14 protein-coding genes are annotated in these 17,242 nt (G+C 67.7%); 11 read left to right on the plus strand and 3 right to left on the minus strand.

Features of this window, described 5'->3' with window-relative positions:
* Nucleotides 1–6 precede the first annotated feature (6 nt).
* The 7 genes from AB0E98_RS06640 to AB0E98_RS06670 are packed head-to-tail and all read left to right on the plus strand — an operon-like array spanning nucleotide 7 to nucleotide 4,779.
* Nucleotides 7–765, plus strand: coding sequence for a hypothetical protein (locus AB0E98_RS06640; RefSeq protein ID WP_361699242.1), 759 nt, complete (start codon nucleotides 7–9; stop codon nucleotides 763–765).
* Nucleotides 758–1,588: a hypothetical protein gene (locus tag AB0E98_RS06645; protein ID WP_361699244.1), complete on the plus strand. Its 831-nt coding sequence runs from the start codon at nucleotides 758–760 to the stop codon at nucleotides 1,586–1,588. The genes AB0E98_RS06640 and AB0E98_RS06645 overlap by 8 nt, the downstream gene beginning before the upstream one ends.
* 1 nt (nucleotide 1,589) lies before the next feature.
* The gene (locus AB0E98_RS06650; protein WP_361699246.1) at nucleotides 1,590–2,723 is read left to right on the plus strand and encodes a hypothetical protein; all 1,134 of its coding nucleotides are present in this window, start codon (nucleotides 1,590–1,592) and stop codon (nucleotides 2,721–2,723) included.
* Between the two features lie 3 nt (nucleotides 2,724–2,726).
* A complete protein-coding gene (locus tag AB0E98_RS06655) occupies nucleotides 2,727–3,281 on the plus strand; it encodes a hypothetical protein (protein WP_361699248.1) in 555 nt (184 codons plus the stop codon).
* 4 nt (nucleotides 3,282–3,285) lie between these two features.
* Complete coding sequence (locus AB0E98_RS06660; RefSeq protein WP_361699250.1) at nucleotides 3,286–3,582, plus strand: hypothetical protein; 297 nt, start codon at nucleotides 3,286–3,288, stop codon at nucleotides 3,580–3,582.
* 58 nt (nucleotides 3,583–3,640) lie between these two features.
* A complete protein-coding gene (locus AB0E98_RS06665) occupies nucleotides 3,641–4,483 on the plus strand; it encodes a peptidoglycan-binding protein (RefSeq protein WP_361699252.1) in 843 nt (280 codons plus the stop codon).
* Entirely contained in the window at nucleotides 4,483–4,779 is a 297-nt protein-coding gene (locus tag AB0E98_RS06670; protein WP_361699254.1) for a hypothetical protein, read from the plus strand. The genes AB0E98_RS06665 and AB0E98_RS06670 overlap by 1 nt, the downstream gene beginning before the upstream one ends.
* Nucleotides 4,780–4,892: 113 nt before the next feature.
* Here the strand turns inward: AB0E98_RS06670 and AB0E98_RS06675 are convergent, their stop codons facing one another.
* From AB0E98_RS06675 to AB0E98_RS06685, 3 genes are all read right to left on the minus strand, one after another.
* A complete protein-coding gene (locus tag AB0E98_RS06675; protein WP_361699256.1) occupies nucleotides 4,893–6,272 on the minus strand; it encodes a DUF3987 domain-containing protein in 1,380 nt (459 codons plus the stop codon).
* Nucleotides 6,273–6,351: 79 nt separating this feature from the next.
* Nucleotides 6,352–13,086 carry a DUF6197 family protein gene (locus AB0E98_RS06680; RefSeq protein ID WP_361699258.1) on the minus strand — a complete coding sequence of 2,245 codons (6,735 nt, stop codon included), beginning with the start codon at nucleotides 13,084–13,086 and terminating at the stop codon, nucleotides 6,352–6,354.
* A 63-nt stretch (nucleotides 13,087–13,149) separates the two neighbouring features.
* Nucleotides 13,150–13,398, minus strand: a complete 249-nt coding sequence (locus AB0E98_RS06685; protein ID WP_361699260.1) for a hypothetical protein — start codon at nucleotides 13,396–13,398, stop codon at nucleotides 13,150–13,152.
* Between the two features lie 874 nt (nucleotides 13,399–14,272).
* On the opposite strand from AB0E98_RS06685, the gene AB0E98_RS06690 reads away from it, so the two are divergent.
* From AB0E98_RS06690 to AB0E98_RS06705, 4 genes are all read left to right on the plus strand, one after another.
* Nucleotides 14,273–15,511 carry a helix-turn-helix transcriptional regulator gene (locus tag AB0E98_RS06690; RefSeq protein ID WP_361699262.1) on the plus strand — a complete coding sequence of 413 codons (1,239 nt, stop codon included), beginning with the start codon at nucleotides 14,273–14,275 and terminating at the stop codon, nucleotides 15,509–15,511.
* A 159-nt stretch (nucleotides 15,512–15,670) separates the two neighbouring features.
* Nucleotides 15,671–16,288: a hypothetical protein gene (locus tag AB0E98_RS06695; protein ID WP_361699264.1), complete on the plus strand. Its 618-nt coding sequence runs from the start codon at nucleotides 15,671–15,673 to the stop codon at nucleotides 16,286–16,288.
* Nucleotides 16,289–16,290: 2 nt separating this feature from the next.
* Complete coding sequence (locus AB0E98_RS06700; RefSeq protein WP_361699266.1) at nucleotides 16,291–16,521, plus strand: hypothetical protein; 231 nt, start codon at nucleotides 16,291–16,293, stop codon at nucleotides 16,519–16,521.
* Nucleotides 16,518–17,165 (plus strand): hypothetical protein, encoded by a 648-nt coding sequence (locus AB0E98_RS06705; RefSeq protein ID WP_361699268.1) that lies wholly within the window; start codon nucleotides 16,518–16,520, stop codon nucleotides 17,163–17,165. Before AB0E98_RS06700 ends, AB0E98_RS06705 begins: the two co-directional genes overlap by 4 nt.
* The last annotated feature ends 77 nt before the right edge of the window (nucleotides 17,166–17,242 follow it).

Genomic DNA, 17,242 nt, shown 5'->3' on the forward strand with positions numbered 1-17,242 from the left:
GGCCTCATGGCGCGGAATCTTTTCGGCGGTACGGCCTCCGATGTCGCTGAGGACATCGACGGCCGGCGCGTCCCCGGCGCGGTGGGAACGGTCTGGGACGGCCCCTCGGACGGGGCCCGGCAGATCACCGACCTGACCGACGCCGACGGCGCACCGATCATCCAGCTACAGGCCGACGTCCGGGGATTCATCCCCGCCTTCTACGGCCCGGCCAACGACGCCGAGCGGGTCTGGGTCGACTTCGGTGTGGGCCGGATCGCTCTGGTCTCCGTGACGGTGGGAGACCGGCTCCGCAAGCACCTGGTGGACGTCGACCCGCACCAGTCGCGGGCGTACACCGATGAACGCCTGGCCTCCTACCTGCCCGCTCGGGGCACGGAAGTCCAAGTCCCCACCGGTGATGCATGGCTGTCCGCTGTGGTCACCGACGACCCGTCCGGCAACGTGCTCCGGCTGCGTACCGCCGACGGGGCGGAGCGCACCCGCCTTCGCAGCACCGGGGCTCTCTACCTCGACAGCATCGGCAAGAGGACGCCCCTGTGTATCGGTGCCCCCGGGTTCGGGCCGGGGCAGACGGTGATCAATGTCAGCTCCACCGCGGCGAGTCCGTCGAGTGAGGGAGCGGTTTTCCAGGTGAAGGGGGACGGGTCCGTCATCAGCAGTGGCACCGTCACCGCTGCGAACCTCGGCAACGCCCGGGTGTTCTCCGGCCCGCTCGCGCCGTCCGCCCCGCGAGCGGGGGACGTGTGGGTGAAGTATGGCTAATCAGCTGTTGGTCTTCGACGGTAAGACGTGGGTCGACCGGACGCTCCAGGTCTTCGACGGGACCACGTGGCGCGCGGTACCACCCTTGTACTGGGACGGTGCCGAATGGCGCTCCGAGGCCCCGTCGCCGCGCGAGTTCCCGTCCTACTCCAGCAGCGTTTCCGGGATCGTCTCCGGTGACCTAGCCGAGCTGCCGGTCCCGGCGGACGTACGGACCGGTGACCTGATGGTGTCCATCTGTGCGCAGTACGGAGGGCAGTCTCCGATGGCGCCGCTGCGGTCGCCGGCCGGGGTCCTGCCGACCGTCTACACCCTACGATCCGGGATCCGTTTACTCGTTGCGGTGTGGCCGTGGGAGCCCTCCCGGGGGCCCACCACCGTGTGGGACACGGCAGGCAGCACCACCACGGCGGTGATGAACCTCGCCTACCGGGGCGGGGACACTAGCGCCGTCTCCCTGACCCCGGTGGCGGGCATCACCGAGCACCAGCGCGTGAACACCGTCCCCTTGGGCTCCTCTCAGGACTTCACGACCTTGTACGCCGTGCTGACCGTCTCCGACTCCCTGACCGGAGCGGCCTGGCCGGACGGAGTCATTCCGCGCGCACAGCGCCTCGGCCAGTTCGGCACGCAGCAGATCAGCCTTCTGACCGCCGACACCCCTGGTGCTGGCGCCTCCCCCGGCTCCCTGCGCATGGACACGACCGTCGACACAGCCGCAGTCGCGGTGATCACGGTGCCGGGGCGGAGTGACGGCAAGCCCACCTGGATCCTGGGCGACGACCGCGCCTCGATCCTCGGGTCCACGACTTTCTTGGAGTGATATGGCAGCACCCCCCATAGCCACGTGGGCCCGGCGGGAAACCGTCACCGCCCGAAAGCTCAACGACCAGGTGCGCGATCCCTTGCGGTATCTCGCCGACCCGCCGCGGATCTCGTTCCGGGGAGCGGCACCCGGTCAGTCGGTCACCCGGGGCTCCTCCAGCGTCATCCGGTGGTCCACCGCCGACACCAACGCCTTCTCCGCCGACGCTGACCGCCGCTGGTTCACCGTCCCCGACACCGGCGTGTACGTCCTGTCGGGCAGTGTGAGCGTGAAATCCGGCGCCACCCAAGCAGCTGGTGACGGGGTCATCCTCTACCTCTACCGGCGCACCGCGAGTGGCACCGTCAGCGTGGCCACGGTCCGGGAAATCGTCCAGCAGCCCGGCGACGTCCAGACCGTCTCGGCCGCGACGATCACGCACCTGACGGCCGGCGACGCCCTCGCGGTCGCGGTCTACCTCGAAAGCGGCTCACCCAGCACGGCCTACGCCGTGCAGACCGGCGAGACGGAGAGCCATTTCACCGCGCGGCTGACCGCCCCAGTACCCGCCTTCTCAGCGGCACCCTCACTGTTCGTCGCGGCTGGAGAGTGGCGCGACAGCGAGCAGGCCACGCCCGCCATGATGACGGCCCGCATCAGCGACCCCATCCGAGGCCTGTACAGTCCGCCGCGGGTCTCCGTGGCTCGTCCGCTGTCCTACAGCACACCGCCGAACCAAGCGGTGCGTGTCGGCTGGTCGACCGCCGGGTTCGAGGAGTCCGGCGGGTGGGTGCTCAGCAGGGACGGCACCGCGCTCACCGCACCGGCCACGGGCGTCTACCTCGTCGCCCTCACCCTCGCAGTCCAGCGCGACGGCCCCGAAGGCGCTTTCGGCTCCTACCAGGTGAATCTTCTGCGCAACGGCTCGCTCCTGTCGCTGCGGCAGCGGCAGAACACAAGGTCGACCTACCCGACCGGCATCAGCGGAACGGACCTCGTCTTCCTGTCCAAGGGCGACTTCCTCGGCGTCGACTTCCTCGGCACCGGCGCCGAGGTGACCTGGCAGGGCTACGGGGCCGACATCCGAACCGAGCGGTGGAACGGGCTGTCCGCGGTGATGCTCGCCCCCGGGGCCACCGCAATGAAGGGGTGAGGAATGGATTTCTCTTCCTGGTCCCCTCGGGATCTGGCCGACGCCGCCACGATGAACGCCCGTGTGCGCGACGTCCACCGGCAGCTGGCCAGCCCGCCTCGCCTGGCCGCAGCAGGCGTCAGCACGATCGCAAGCGTGCCGGACTCCGGAGTTTTTAAAACCCTTAAGTGGGACGTCATCGACGAGGCCGGCGGCTGGACCACCACCGCGGACACCTTCACCGTGCCGACGAGCGGGACCTACTTCGTGACCGCCAACTTCACCGCCCTGTCCCCACGGGACACCACCCGACGACCCGCCCTCCACCTCACCCTCGTCACCCAGACCGGCCAGGCCGAGAAGGAGTGGCTCCGCTCCCACAACCCGATCGTCGTGGGCGGGACCTACCTCACATGCTCCCTGCGCAGCGAGCTGGTCGCCGAGAAGGGGGACCGGATCAGTCTCCGGGCCTACGCGGCGCCGGGCACGGGCTCTTGGGAGGTGTCGGCCGGCTCACGGACCAGCCCCCAACTGAACCGTTTTTCCGCGGTGCTCATGGCACCCGGCACCAGCAGATAGTCAGGTGACCCGTATCGCTACATCCACCCTGATCCTGGACCTCTTCGGGATCGTCGGGATCCTGGCGACCGTGATCGGCGGCTACGTCGTCGTCAAGGCCTCCAAGGAAGCCAAGACCGCCGAAGTGTGGCGAGATGAAGCCGAGGCCCAGAAGGCAAGGGCCGACCGGCTCCAGGAGGATCTGGCGGAGATCAAGGAACGTCTGAAGCGCATCGAGGCGGAGAACGCCCACCTGATCGCTCTTCTCACCGCCCTGGACCCGGCCCGGATCCTCCGCCCCACCACCGAGCGTTCTAACTAACCCCTCATCCGAAGCCCGCTCATGCGGGCCTTTTTCATGCCCAATTACAGGAGGCTGCATGTCTGTTGCACAGAAGGTACTCGACACCGCCCGCAGTGAGGTGGGCTATCAGGAGGGATTCTCCGGCGGCCACTGGGACAACTCCCAGAAGTTCTCAGGGGCCGTGCCCGGCCTGGCCTGGTCCGACGAACAGCCGTGGTGCTCGACGTTCGTAAGCTGGGTCTTCCAGGAGGCCGGGGCGAGTGACCTCGCGCCGGTCACCGCATCTTGCTTTGAGGGCGTTTCGTGGTTTGAGGACCAGGGCCGCTTCTCGGAGTACCCGGGTATCGGCGCCGTCGTCTATTTCGGTTCCGGTGGCGGCACACACGTCGGCATCGTCACCTCCTACACCGACGACACCATTTACACGGTCGAGGGCAACACGAACGACAGCGGCAGTGCGGAAGGTGACGGCGTTTACCGAAAGGCCCGCCCTCGAAAGTCGAGTTACGTCTACGGCTACGGGTACCCGGCCTATCCGGAGGGCATCGTCGTGGCCGACCCGGAATGGAAGGGTCGTGACAGTGTCGTCTTCTTCGGCCGTGAGGCGTCGGAGGACGACATCCCGGCCGGCGGCTCCCGCCCGGCCACCCCGACCGATTCCGGCCGCCAGGTCGTGATTGATGGCCTCGCGTACGGCCCGGGAGCGAAGGGCGACCACATTACCCGCCTCGGTCGCATGCTCGTCGCGGCAGGCTGCTCCGCGTACAAGGAGGGCCCCGGCCCGGTGTGGACTTCTGCGGACACCGAGTCCATGCGGAAGTACCAGATTAAGATTGGTGACCGTGGCGCTGATGCTGACGGCATTCCGGGCAAGCTCCAGCTGGACCGGCTGAAGCGCGACTTCGGGCGGGCAGCCTAATGGCGTCGATACCGAAGCGCGGTCGGCATCGAGGACCGGCCGCCGCCTCCCCATTCATTGAAATAGCCCGGGAGCATCCGGCCCGGCTGTACAGCATCGCCGCTGCGGCCGTCTATCTGATCGCCCAGTACGTGAGCATCCCCCAGGAGGCTGTTTTGGCCCTGGCGGCCGCGCTCCTGGGCGCCGGTGAGGTGACCCAGCGGGTGGAGAACTCCAAGACAATGGAGGCGTTCGAACTGCTGGCCCAATCGGCTGTACGTAAGACTTTCCAGGCCGCCGACAGCCCAACTAACTAACCCAGCCTCGAAATCGCAATCAGCCTCTATATTCCAGATAGCATTCTGAGTAAATACAGCAAGCCCCGCCCATCCGTTTCTTGGATGGGCGGGGCCTTTTTCGTTTCAGGCTCTTACAGTACGGAGAAGAACATGTTCTCCGATCGTGCGGGCCGGGGCCTGGCCGGCTGGACCGGTGCCGGTTTTTTCGCGGGAGCCGGGACCGTCCGCAGGCGGGTCGGCGGCGTGGCCTTCCGGGGCTCGGGGGCCGGTACGGGGTCCGGTTTCACGTCCGGCTCCGGCTCGGCGGCCGGTGCACGGTCGTCGGCGTCGTCGAGGGAGAGGATGACGGTCGGACGCCCCCCGGTGCCTTTTCCGTGTTCGACAACGATGCCGGGCAGGGCCTTGACCTCTGCGGCGGTCGCCCCTACGTACGGGAGGACCTGAGAGGACGTGGCCCGGCCGCCGTGCATCAACACCCGGGCGCGGACCTTGTCGGCAAGGCTGAGAGGCTGCTTCTTCGCCCTCTGCTTTGCGGCCCGTGTCACGATCTGTACGGCGTCCTGGACAGAGCGGCGTACCAGGTTGAACGCGGCGTTGAGCCGTCCGGCGGTGATGAGTTCGGAGCGCTCGGAGGCGGCGAGGCAAGCCGCGACGCGCAAGGTCTGTTCTGCGGTTCGTTCGATGAAGACTGCCTGGTCCTCGGGGAGCGTCTCACTGAGGATGCGGGCGTACCGGCGCACGATGCGCCACAGGGGCTTTGCGTCCTCGGAGAGGGTGACCACCCGGGGTTTTGCGGTGGCCCACTTGTATGCCTCGGTCAGCGCCTCCCCCTCCACCGGCGGGAACTGAACCTCGTCGTCCATCATCGGCACGGCTGCGAGGAGGAACGGCAAGATGCGGTTGTAGGAGCCGCCTGCCGCGTCGGACTGCGCCACGTAGGTAGCCCAGTCCGACGGGGTGATGTGGGCGTGCAGCACCATGGCCGGAGCCTTGACCTCCTGCGGCCCTTCTTTGGTGGTGTTCCGCAGTGTCGCCCCGTCCCACGCGGTCCGGAGTTTGGTGGTGAAGGAGGTGTCGCGTTTGGTGCGCTTGAGAATCTCCGACCATTCTTCTTCCAGGACCAACGACCGTACGTCGCGGCCTTGTTCGGTCTCGGAGGTTGCCTCTTGCTGTTCCCACAGATGATTGACCAGGCTGGCCCCGGAGGTGATGCCGGAGATGGTGTGGGTGTGGAGGAACCGGTCGAGGGCCTGTCCCACGACGTGGTGAGCGCCTCGGAGGGCTTCGCCCTTTCCTCGGCCTGACCGGGCCACGAGGGCCGACCAGACCAGCACGGGGCGGGTGCTGCCCCGGGAGGCCACGCGGACCGTGCCGCTGATAGCGGCGGACCACAGGGTGAGGGCAGCAACGTAGATCCCGAGCGGGTCGGTCTCCGCGAACGGCGCGATACGGGCCACAGCAGCCCCGATGGGGCCGTAGAACATCGGCTCGGTGTCCTTGATGATGCGCATGTTTGCTCGATCTCTCAAAGGTCTCGATAGGGTTGGCTAGGTGGGACGGGCGCGCTTACCTCGCGCCCGTCCCACGCTGTTAGGCCGCTAGCGTGTGCTGTTCCGGCTCGTTCCTGTGGGCGCGCTCGTACGCCTCTTTGATCCGGGCGGAGAGGCGGCCCCGGGCCGTGACCGTATATCCGTGGCTCCTGGCCCATGCCCGGATGGCCTGGCCACGTTCCTTCTCGCTCGTTCCCGAACTCGCGGCCTTCACCGGCTGCGGCAGGCGGTCACCACCTTCGAACCGCCCGGACCTCACCGCGTCGCGGAACCGCCCGGACTCGCGCACGTCCATGCAGGGAATGCCCCGCTCGCGGGCGTCCTGGAGCTTCTTGGTGTTGTACTCGCCGTCCTCGCCCAGGACCAGGAGGACGGTGGAGTCGTCGGCCCTGCCGACCACTTCGTAGCCAGCGCGGCGAAGAGCGTCCCGGGCGTCGTCCCAGTGGTATCCGGGGACCCTGCCGCAGAGCATCACCGACGGCCGCGTGCCGTCGACCGCATCGAATTCCGTGGGGGCTTCGTCGTCCTGCTCGCTCTGCTCCTGGTCGTCGTTCTCGCCCGTGTCGGCGGGCGGGGAATCCGCCTCCCCGTCGCCGGCCGGGCCCTGGTCCGGGATTTCCGCCACGTCGGCGGCGGTGCCGGGCTCGCCGAGCGCTTCCACCAGGAGCCCGGCGAACTTCTCGGCGTGCTCGCCGCACAGGTCCCACGAACGGCCCCCGAGGGTGAGCTGCTCCGTGGCCTCAACTTCCGACCCGTCGCGCGCCACGTGCGCGTCACACAGGGTCTTCTCCACGGGGACAAGCACGGTCTTGCGCATGGGGTCTTCGGTCCTGTCGTACGGGTTCGGGATGGGTTCCTGGGAGACCCAGACGTCAGCAACCTGGCGCGCCATCCGCTCCAGCAACCGGGACGCAGGGTCCTTGTAGGCGCGCTGCCTGCCCAGCTCGCGGCACAGCTCCAGCAGCTCGTCAGCCGTGGCACAGCCGCCCTGGACAACCGGCTTCAGGTCGCCGGGGATCGTCGCCCCGCCCACGCCGGTCCCCTCCTCCAGGCGGGCGAGCCCATACCAGCGGTCCGACCGGTGCGCTATCTCGTACCCATAGCCGTGGGCGTCCCGGAAGAGCCACCACTCCTGACCCCACCCCGGGTTCATGGGGGTGATGGACTCGCCGTCGGCAACCGCCGGGGCTACCGGCTCCGGCGTGCTGTCCTGCCGTCTGCGCTCCTGCTGGATCCGTTCCCCGGCCAGCCTCCACACGGCACGCCGCTGCTCGTCGTTGATCCGGTATGCCATCTGCGTACGCACCTGCTTTTCAAGCTGGGCCTGGATTTCGCCCGTCTCGGCGAGCGGGGAATCCTGGCCCCCGTCGCCGGCCGGGACATCGGCCGGGATTTCCGCCGTGTCGGCAGGGGCGAGCGCGGCCGAGTGGTCCCGCAGGATGCCGAGCATCTGCGGCCACTGCTGCTCGTAGTGCTTGGTGGTCTTGCCGACGAACACGAGCTCGTCACCGTCGATGTGGTGGACGTGGAGGTCGTCACCCCGGTAGGTCAGCCACTTCCGGCCGCCGCTGGTCACCTCGTACCGGTGCCCCTGCACGCTGGTGATCGTCCAGAAGTTCTCGACGTGGTACGTGATCGCCTCGCCGTCGCCGACATCCGGCAACAGCCACTCACCGGAGGCGTAGCGCATGCGCACAGCCACGGTGCACGCGTCCTCCGTACGGGATCGGCGCCAGTGCTCCCGGATCAGCTCCTGGGCTTCCTCCCACGTTGAGGCCAGGCCCAGCGTCCACACGTTCAGCTCGTCACTCTCGCCGTGCGCCCAGTACGCCCGGAAGGACTTGTGGGCTGGCACACCCCGGGTGACCTTGCCCTGACAGTCGCCCGTGATGCCGTAGCCGTCGTCCCCGCCGATCTGGGCAGTCCAGCGGTAGGAGAACGTGCCGCCATGCTCGGGCGGATTCTGGGCCACGATCAGTTCCGGTTCCGGTTCCGGCTCCTGCCACGTGCGGGCGGGGACGATGCCCAGGTCAGCCAAGAGCCCGTCATGCGACCCGTTGTCCTCGACGAAGGCCCAGTCCTCCCCTTCCGTGCCAGGGTCGGCCGTCCAGCACAGCATGTGATTGCGGCCCGCCGAGCGATCGTCCGAGCAGAGTCGCATGGCCTCGGCGCGGGTCATACGCCACAGGACACGCATCTTCGTAGGCGCGGTGTTGCGGCTCGCGGTGAAGACGGCCACTGGCGCGGACGCCTCCTCGGCCTCGGCAGGCGTCTGCTGATTTTCGCCCGTGTCGGCGAGCGGGGAATCCTGGCCCCCGTCGCCGGCCGGACCCTCGGCCGGGTTTTCCGCCGTGTCGGCATCCGGGGCAGCACCGGCCGCCACCGCGCGCATTACTTTCGCCACCTCGGCCGCTGTACGGCCCTGGGCCATGCCCCACTCATCGACCGGGCGCCAGTAACACGCCCGTACCGCAGCCGAGTCGGTCAGCACCTCCATGGGCTGTCCGGTGACGTGCTCGGCAAGCAAGCGCAGCGCCTCGCGCTCCGCTGCCCGGATCGCATCGTGATCGTAGGTGCGACCCGAGGCTATCCGGCCGAAGCCCGCAGCGACGGACAACGCTCCACGAGGGCGGCATGCCAACGTCACCGTACGCCCCGGCCCGTTGAACAGGCGCTGCCCCTGGTGGAGGCCGACGTTTTCAATGTGGCAGGCGGCCCACCGGAGGATTTCCGGCGCAGTGTCCGGAACGATCACGCTGTTGGGCGTGTAGCGGACCGCCGGGACATCCGGGATGCCCTCCGCGTCGGCTGTCTCCTTTGGCTCCAGGGTGTCGCCCCCATCGGCGGGCGATGTGTCCCGAACCTCGGTGGGCTCAACGCCGTGGACGTTGGGGAACTGCTCTGCGAGGTACTCCCGTAGCGCCGGTATCCACGCGACGCCCTGAGCTGCCCCGAGCAGGGCGACGGCGGCCACGGGCATGAAGACGTCGCCGAGCTGCTGGCAGATGGCCGTGCGGGAGCCCTGTGCAGGGAAGTCACGGGGCATGGTCACCAGGGCGGCGACCTGTTCGAGGGTGAAGCGTCCACCGTGCTCTGCAACGTCCCAGGAACGCACCTTGCTGGTAATGGCGGTGCACGGCTCGTCGGTGATGGTGAAGGCGTTGCCGCCGGAGGTCTTGCGGTTGCCCCGCGTCCACACCGTTGTTCCCTGCGGGAGTCCCGTGGCCTGTGCCGCGCCCGTGGTCAGGTCTCCGGGCGCCTCCATGCTCATGGCGCCGCCGTCACGGCGGGCGTACAGCAGAGCCCGTACACGGTGCGAGGGGCCGCCATAGTCGGCCGCGTCGGCGATCTTCCACTCGGCGATGGACCACCCGAGAAGCTGGAAGTCAGCGACGACTTCCCCGCGTATCTCCTCGGGCAGCTTCGAGGACTGCTCGACGGCCACCCACTCCAGAGGTGCCCCAGCGGCTTCCAGGCCCAGGGACCATATGGCAATCTCCAGCATGAGCCCGCCGGTCTCGCCCGAGTAGCCGTCCAGGTCGCGCCGGACGTCGAACCACGTGGCGCCGTCGGGCAGGCGGCGCCCCACCTCCTTGCCGAAGTCGGGGTGGTCCCCACCACAGAGGGGGATCGTCCCTGCCGCGCGCCGGGCGCAGTCCCATGCCTCCCCGAGGATGTCGATGTTCTCGGTAAGACGGCCCAGCCGCTTCCCAGCGTCGGTGTAGTCGATGCAGGGCGGCGTGATGATCAGGCCGTGGACGTCACGGAAGACCGGGTCCGACGGGTCCAGGGTCGTCACGTCCGCCTGAATGGCCGTGCATCCGGCGGCGTTCTGCGTCGCGACACAGCGCGCGTTGCTGTCGACACAGATCATGTCCACGTCGCTCCGCAGCATCCTGCGCAGCGCCACACAAGCACCCCCAGGGCCACAGAACAGGTTCAGGACCCGCTTGCGGTCACCCTCCTGCCACCGCGTCAGCCACCGCCGCAGCTCTGGGTAGGTCTCGGCCGCATGGCTTTCCCTCGTCTCCGTCTCGGGCTGCGGCGCGTCCGGGTCCCAGCACGCGCACGGGGACTCCTCACAGTCCTCGCACTCCTGGGGCTCGTCGTCGACGATTTCCGCGTCCACCACGTCCGCCAGCTCAGCCTTCGGGGCGGGGGCAGGCGTGAGTGCCTGTGGAGCCTCGGCCCGCTCCACCACCGTCACCGGCACGGACACCAGCGTTCCCGACCACTGCTCGTAGGGGACCGGGTTCCGGCCCCAGCGGACGCCCGCTATCTGCTCGCCGTCACCGCGCTCGCGCACGGAGGCCACCACGCCCGTGCCCTCCTCTGCACGCGGGTGCCCCGGGCGGACCACGTCGCCGATGGCAAACCGCTGGCCGTACAGCTCCCACCCGTACTCGGGGGCCGACTCTTCCGGCGTCGTCTCCACCGCCGTCGACGGGGCCGCGACGGCGACCTTGACGACTGCCCCGGTGATCTGCCGCTGGCCGCGCTCCACCGCGTCCGTGAGGATGGCCCGCTTCATGGCCGGGCGCCCCTGAACACCCTTGGCGATCTCCACACCGCTCTCAAGGTGCTTCACGAAGTACGTGCCCGCCAGCATCGACACCCAGTAGGCGTGACCCAGGAGTTGAGCCCGCTCACGGCCCCGCTCGCCGTCGAACGCGATGCCGCTGACCTTCGGGGCCTTCACCGTCTTCTCCTCCGCCTGCATCGTCTGTGAGCCCGCCTGCACGGCCGCCTTCTTCTGCTTGTCGGCCCGAGCCGCCTTCGCCGCGACCGCTTCGCCGATCACCCGCGCTTCCGCGTACAGGGCCGACACCACGTCGGGACGGGGGTTGTACTCGCCTGCCTCCAGGGCGGCCGTCACCCTCTCCGCGACGAGCTCGTATAGCCGTTCTTTCCAGTCCACCCAGGAACCCCACTGGCCGGACGTCTTGCCACAGAGCTTGTGCGCCTCGTGCCACGGGTCGCCCGTGTGCCCGTGCGCTTCGAACAGACGGCGGGCCAGGTGCTCGGCACAGACACCGATCCGGTCCATGACGGAACCGTCCTCGGCAAGGATGTCCACGAGGAAGCGCCCTGGTGACTTCCGGGCACGGCACCCGCCGTGCATCCACCCCCCGGGACCGCACTCCGTGGCGTTCTTCCCGTGCGGGGCGTCTGTGCCCGCGATCACCCAACGTTCCGTGGGGATGTCGTCCAGCCCGCCCACTGTCAGGTAGTAGGCGGCCCGCTTTCGAAATGCCCCATCGACGTTGCTCCCCGAACCTGCCTCAGCGAACCTGCCATTGGGCCGGTACTCCCAACCCCACCGGTACGACGCCATGATGCCGACGCGCCCGTACCTCTCCACCCGCCACACCCGGTCCTCCAACCGGGTCTCCACCAACTCCGCCGACCAGGCCACGCGCTCCTTGTTCATGTGCCCATACCGGGCCCACACGTCATCGGCCCACGCCCGCGAAGCCGAGTCCTTCCGGCACCAGGCCACGGCCGCCGCGAGATCAGTCGGCTCGTCGTGCCCGTCGTACGGCTCAGCCCACCAGAACCAGCCGCCGGAAGAGGACCCTTCGGGGGAGAACGGGGCCCGTGCGACCTGCCAGCGCTTCCGCTCGTACGACCGGGCGCACAGCCGGAACTCGTGCCCGGCCGCCGTGGTGAACGCCCAGTCATACCCGTCATCCTCGGCGTGGTGGTACTCACCCTCGAACGGCTGCACGGACTCACCCGGCAGGAGTCCCCCGGGAAAGGCAACGGCGCCGTCCGTGTCCATCGACTCCGGAGAGCGCTCTCCGGGCAGGGCGGCGCGTACCGCGTCAGCCGCGACGCCGAGCGTCTCGGCCATGCGCTCCGGACTGTCCTCCCACTCGTACGAGTCGCCCTCACCGAAGCACAACATCACCGGGTACGGGGGGCAGGTGCACACGTCGTCACCACTGCAAGTGCAGTGCGCCCAGGACGAATCCGCGTAGTACCCCGCGTAGCGCACCTCCACAGTGCCCTTGGGCGTCTCGACCTTGATCGGGTCACCCGGCACCGCGTCATGCCACGGAGCGACCGGGGACGACGTGACCTCAGCCTGCCGCATGGCCGCGTCAGCCTCCGCCAGGGGAACACGCACCTGAGCCACCGGCTCTTCCTGGACAGGCTCAGGCTCCGGCACGGGCCCACCAGCCACCACCACGTTGGCAGTCTCCGGGACCTCACACGGCACCGTGCCGAACTCACGCGCGTGTGACCGATCAAGGGCATAGCTGACGGTGTGCGAGCCGCGACCGTCCCGGACGATCACCCAGCCCATGCGCCGCACCCCGTCCAGCTGCACCGTCGCACCGCACGAACAGTCGTAGCCGTACATGCCGCGCGTGCTGATCCCAAGAGCACCTCGACACGTCCCCTGTCGACGCTGCCCGTAGCGGGTAACCGCGAACCGGCCGTTGTGCCGGACCGGCTCCAAGATCACCAAGTCATCAGGACGCAGCACTGCAACGTTCTTCCGCACGTAGGTAGTGACCGCACCACGCGACTTGTAGCCCTCCACACCAGGTATCACCCAACGGCCGTCCAGGGTGACGACGCTGTACCGCTCCTTCGCAGGGCAGTACACCGAGTAGGCCACCGCGCGAGGCGTCACGCTCCGCCCCTGAAGTTGGGGGTACAGCTCAGCGTCCGAGCCGATGATCAGCACCGCGTCAGTGAGGCCGTGCCCCTCCATAGCGGCCTGTGCCGGAGTCGTGATCAAGACCCGCTCCTGCACTGCATCCATTGCTCTACCTCTCAACTCGCAACACTCATCACCCGCACACGCATCCACCAACCGGCCTTGCAGTCACTTGGGCTCGCACTCGGCGCAGAGGTTGCCAGCGCCGTCCACGATCCAGCCCCCGCCGTCCGTACGGTCGTTGCCCTTCCCCGGAGCGCACAGCGCCGTGTCGAACCCCTCGTTGAACGCGTCCACCGACATGCGCTCAACCGCCGCCCGCTTGCCCGACACACCCACAGCGAACCCCGCCGTCCCACCACCCACCGCCAGCACCACAGCGGCAAGCACACCGGCCACGAAGCGACGCTTCGACATATCCACCCCACAGGTATCCAGACGCGGCACCAGGCCGCACCACACGCGATTTCTGGAGGCGCTGCAACCCACCACCGTGGGGAGCGCCAGAAGCCTTAGTTCGTTAGCGGCCCGTTCTCTCCAGCCGCCCGGTTGAGCCCACCCGATCAGGTAAGCAAAAAACCGTGATCCCTTTCTACACGAACAAGAATTCCCCGCACCATTAATTCGGAGTGATGCGCGTCACAATCCATGAATAGAGGGCCATTCCCAGGGCCCCCTTCACACCCCTCTAAAAACCACGTTTCCGCAGGTCAGAGGCCCTTTTAAGGCCCGGGGGTAATCCCTAGAAAGAAAGAGAAAGGACCCACCGGGGGTGCCTCTTTCCGACCGTGTACGGGTATGAAGATTCCCCATTCCAGGAATTCATGGACGGCTTTTACCGCCGACAGGATCGGGAGGGGTGCCCTGATGGGGAGATTTACGTCGTTCTCAGCAGGGGCCCCAGCCCACCGAGCCGGCGGGAGCCTCGAAAGGGCCCTCATTTGGTGACCCCGACCACACTTGAGTCAATGGGCGTCACCAAGCCGCCTGGATCTCACCTACATTATTTGTGAGGGGGTTCTATATAACTAATCAAGAAGTGAAGAGGCCCCTCCTTAAAGAGGGGCCCTATTGAAGAGTGCGGTCCACTCCTGGGCCTTCTCATAGGTTGTCAAGCCCTTGCCAGCACCTGACGGTGATCGCTACCCCCCGCATGCCCGGCCCTGCCCCCGGCCGGCTGGAGCGTGCACTCCTTACGAAGGTGTTGCGGCCAGGAGCTTCGAGAGCAGAGGGCAGGCACCTTGGGGGTACCGTTCAAGAACAGACATGTTCCAGAACGGAGTTGCCGGACATGCAGTGGAGCGACTACACCACCGGCCAGCGGATCAAGTTCCTACGGGGAAGGGCTGTGACTCAGTCCGCCCTGGCCGAGATGACGGGGCTGTCCATCGTCACTGTCCAGAAGGCCGAGCAGAACAGGGTTCTGACGCTCACCACGCTGATGCTGATCGCGGACGCATTGGGCGTGGACATCTCGGTAGTTCTCGGGGAGCAGGCGCCACGCCGAGCCATGGACCAGGCCGACCGCACGATGGTCCGCACGCTCTCGCAGGTCGTACACGACACAGCCGCTGGCCTTCTACCCGCCCAGCTTGAGGACACCGACGGGGCTCCCGGAATCCGGGCAGCCATCGATAGGTGCTGGCGGCTGTACTGGAAGGGCCACTATGTCGAGGCCGGCGCCCTGGCTGCTCCGCTCCTCCAGCAAGCAGCCATGCACCGGCACAACCAGTCCGTCGGCAACGAGGATGAGGCATGGGGCCTCCTTGCCGACGCCTACCGCCTTTCCGCGTACGTGGCGAACCTGATGGGGGCCCGTGATCTCGCCTACGCGGCCATCGGGCACGCCCAGTTCGCGGCAGAACGCAGCGCCGATGAGCTTCAGCCGGCCATCGTAGCCTCGGGTCGTTCGTGGATCTACCTTCGGGACGCCCGACTCCCGGCGGCGCTCCAGCTCGCCGAGAAGGCCGCGACCGACACCGAGCCCCGGTTCTCGCAGGCCACCCCGGAACAGCTCACCGTCTACGGGAGCCACATCAACTTCGCGGCGGTTGTCGCCAGCCGCCTCAAGGACAAGGAGCGCACCGCGGACTACCTGTCCCAGTCACACGCCGTAGGAGCTCGAATGGACTCTGAGCACAAGGCATACGGAACTCTGTTCGGCCCGGTTACCGCGGTTACCCAGGCCGTCGGAATCAATGTTGCGCTCGGGCAGACTGGGAAGGCGCTGAAGTTGATCAAGGGGATCAGGGAGGTGTCTCAACTGACGGAAGCCGCTCAGAACCGGTACGCCATGGATAAAGCGATGGCGCAGGCGGACGCAAGCCTCTGGGATGCCTCCCTCGACACACTGGAGGAGACCCTCACCAGGGCACCCCAGTGGGCTCGCCACCAAGCGCTTCCGGGTGTGATTGTGGCCAAGGTCGGACAAGCATCCACGGCCCGTCTGCGGCGGGTCACAGAGCTCCTTGGGGGACGCCCCAGTGCAGTGCACGGGTTCCCGCCCGCGACCGCAAGGACTGCCCTCTGAGCTGACCACCCAAGCCCCTCCACTGGTACGTGGCGGACGACTCCCTGACGTCCAAGCTTGAACTGTCGTCCGCCACATACCAGTTCACATCTGAGTCCTTTGCGGAGTCGTCCGCCACGCTTCTGTACCGCCGGGCTCGGTCGCGGGACGGTTACGCGCATGAACCGTACGCCGAGCGATATCAACCGTCGCCGAGCCCTGGCCACAGCTTCAACGGGCTGGGGCGACCGGGTGTCGGTGGTTCTCTACACCTGCGCGCCTTCGGACCTCTACCTCGCTGCCACGATGAAGGCCCTTCAGGAACAGGCTGAAGCCCGTGATTGGATCGTGCACGCCGAGTTCCACGACACCGTCAGCGTCACCACCACTCGCACGGACCGGCAGTCGTGGCCGAAGGTCGAGCGGCTCATCACGAACCACCAGGTGACTGGGCTTATCGCGCCCGACGAGTCCGTGATCGCTTATCGCCCCGCCGCGAAGGCCGTCCTGCGTGACTGGCTGAAAGAACGCGACGCCTTTGCCCACTACTTGGTTCCCGCCGGAGGCTCGTCGGGGGAACCCCGGTTCAAGGTCGACGAAATTGTTCGAGACTCCCGGACGAACCGTATCGGCGTAGTAGAGAACTGGGACGGGTCCCTATACAAGCTGAGGGCGCCTGCGGCCGGCACAGAGTGGGAGGCAGAGGCCGCGGATATCGGTCCGGTATCCGTGGAGACGGAGATTCAGGCCAGCGTGGCGGACAGGAGTTGGCGGACGCGACACCGGGGGCTCCAGTGACCGTGAAGCCCAGTAGTCACGTACCCTCCGGCCGCCCCAGGCTCGGCTCCCTTGTACACGACAAGCGCAGCGGCCGGGACGGCAAGCTCATGTACATCGGCGATGACGAAGACCCCAGCACCGGCCGCAAGAAGCACAACGTGGCTTTCCTGAGACCCGAGCAGGGCGGGGTGGAGTGGACGACGGCTGTGGACAACGTGGAGCCCATCTCCGGCAAGGGACGGTCCCGGTGACGAGCCTCAAGTACCGGTTCTGGTGCGAGCTGGTTGTCGCCCTCGACGGCGAGGCCGCCATCAGCCTTGCGGCGGAGCCAGCCACCACGCCTCGTCTCGCCATTCGCTGGATGCGGTGGCACGCGATCCACGCCGCCGAGCAACTCGATCTCGCCCCGGAGGACCCCCTGCACCTCGGCGCCCTTCGCATCGGCCTGTCGGCTGACACCGATCCGACTCAGGCGCTTCGCACGTGGGAAGCCGACGGCCAGGAGCACGAGCGGGCCATGGCCGCCCTGCGGGACGGAGAGCGGTGTGAGCTGATCTTCGGCTTTCCGTTCGTTTCCCTGACCGCTGTCCCGCTCAACGTGGCGCCCCGTCGCCTGCGCGAGCAGCGCCCCCTCGTACCCCCGCGTCCACCGGAAGACTCTGCCGCCCTGGCATGGAGCCCGGCGGACGCGGGGCACGGCTCACTCCGAAGAACAAGGTCTTGTCTTCACCCGCCGACCATCTGCACGACCGAGAACGGCGTCATTAAGTGTCCGTGCGGCGCGCAGCAGTACCCCGCTTATGACGCTCTTGGTGGGTTGGCTCTGGGGGTCGGGGACCGTACCCCGCCCAGGTCGTCCATGCGTATCACCCCGGTCGCTGTACTGACGCGGTGACATCGCCGCGCCTGGCTTCTTGGGCCCCTTAGCTCCTGTCTCCTCGCCGGGTGCGCATTCCCCCCGGATAGGTCCTC

Source organism: Streptomyces sp. NPDC037389, from assembly GCF_040636475.1.
Classification (GTDB): domain Bacteria; phylum Actinomycetota; class Actinomycetes; order Streptomycetales; family Streptomycetaceae; genus Streptomyces; species Streptomyces hesseae.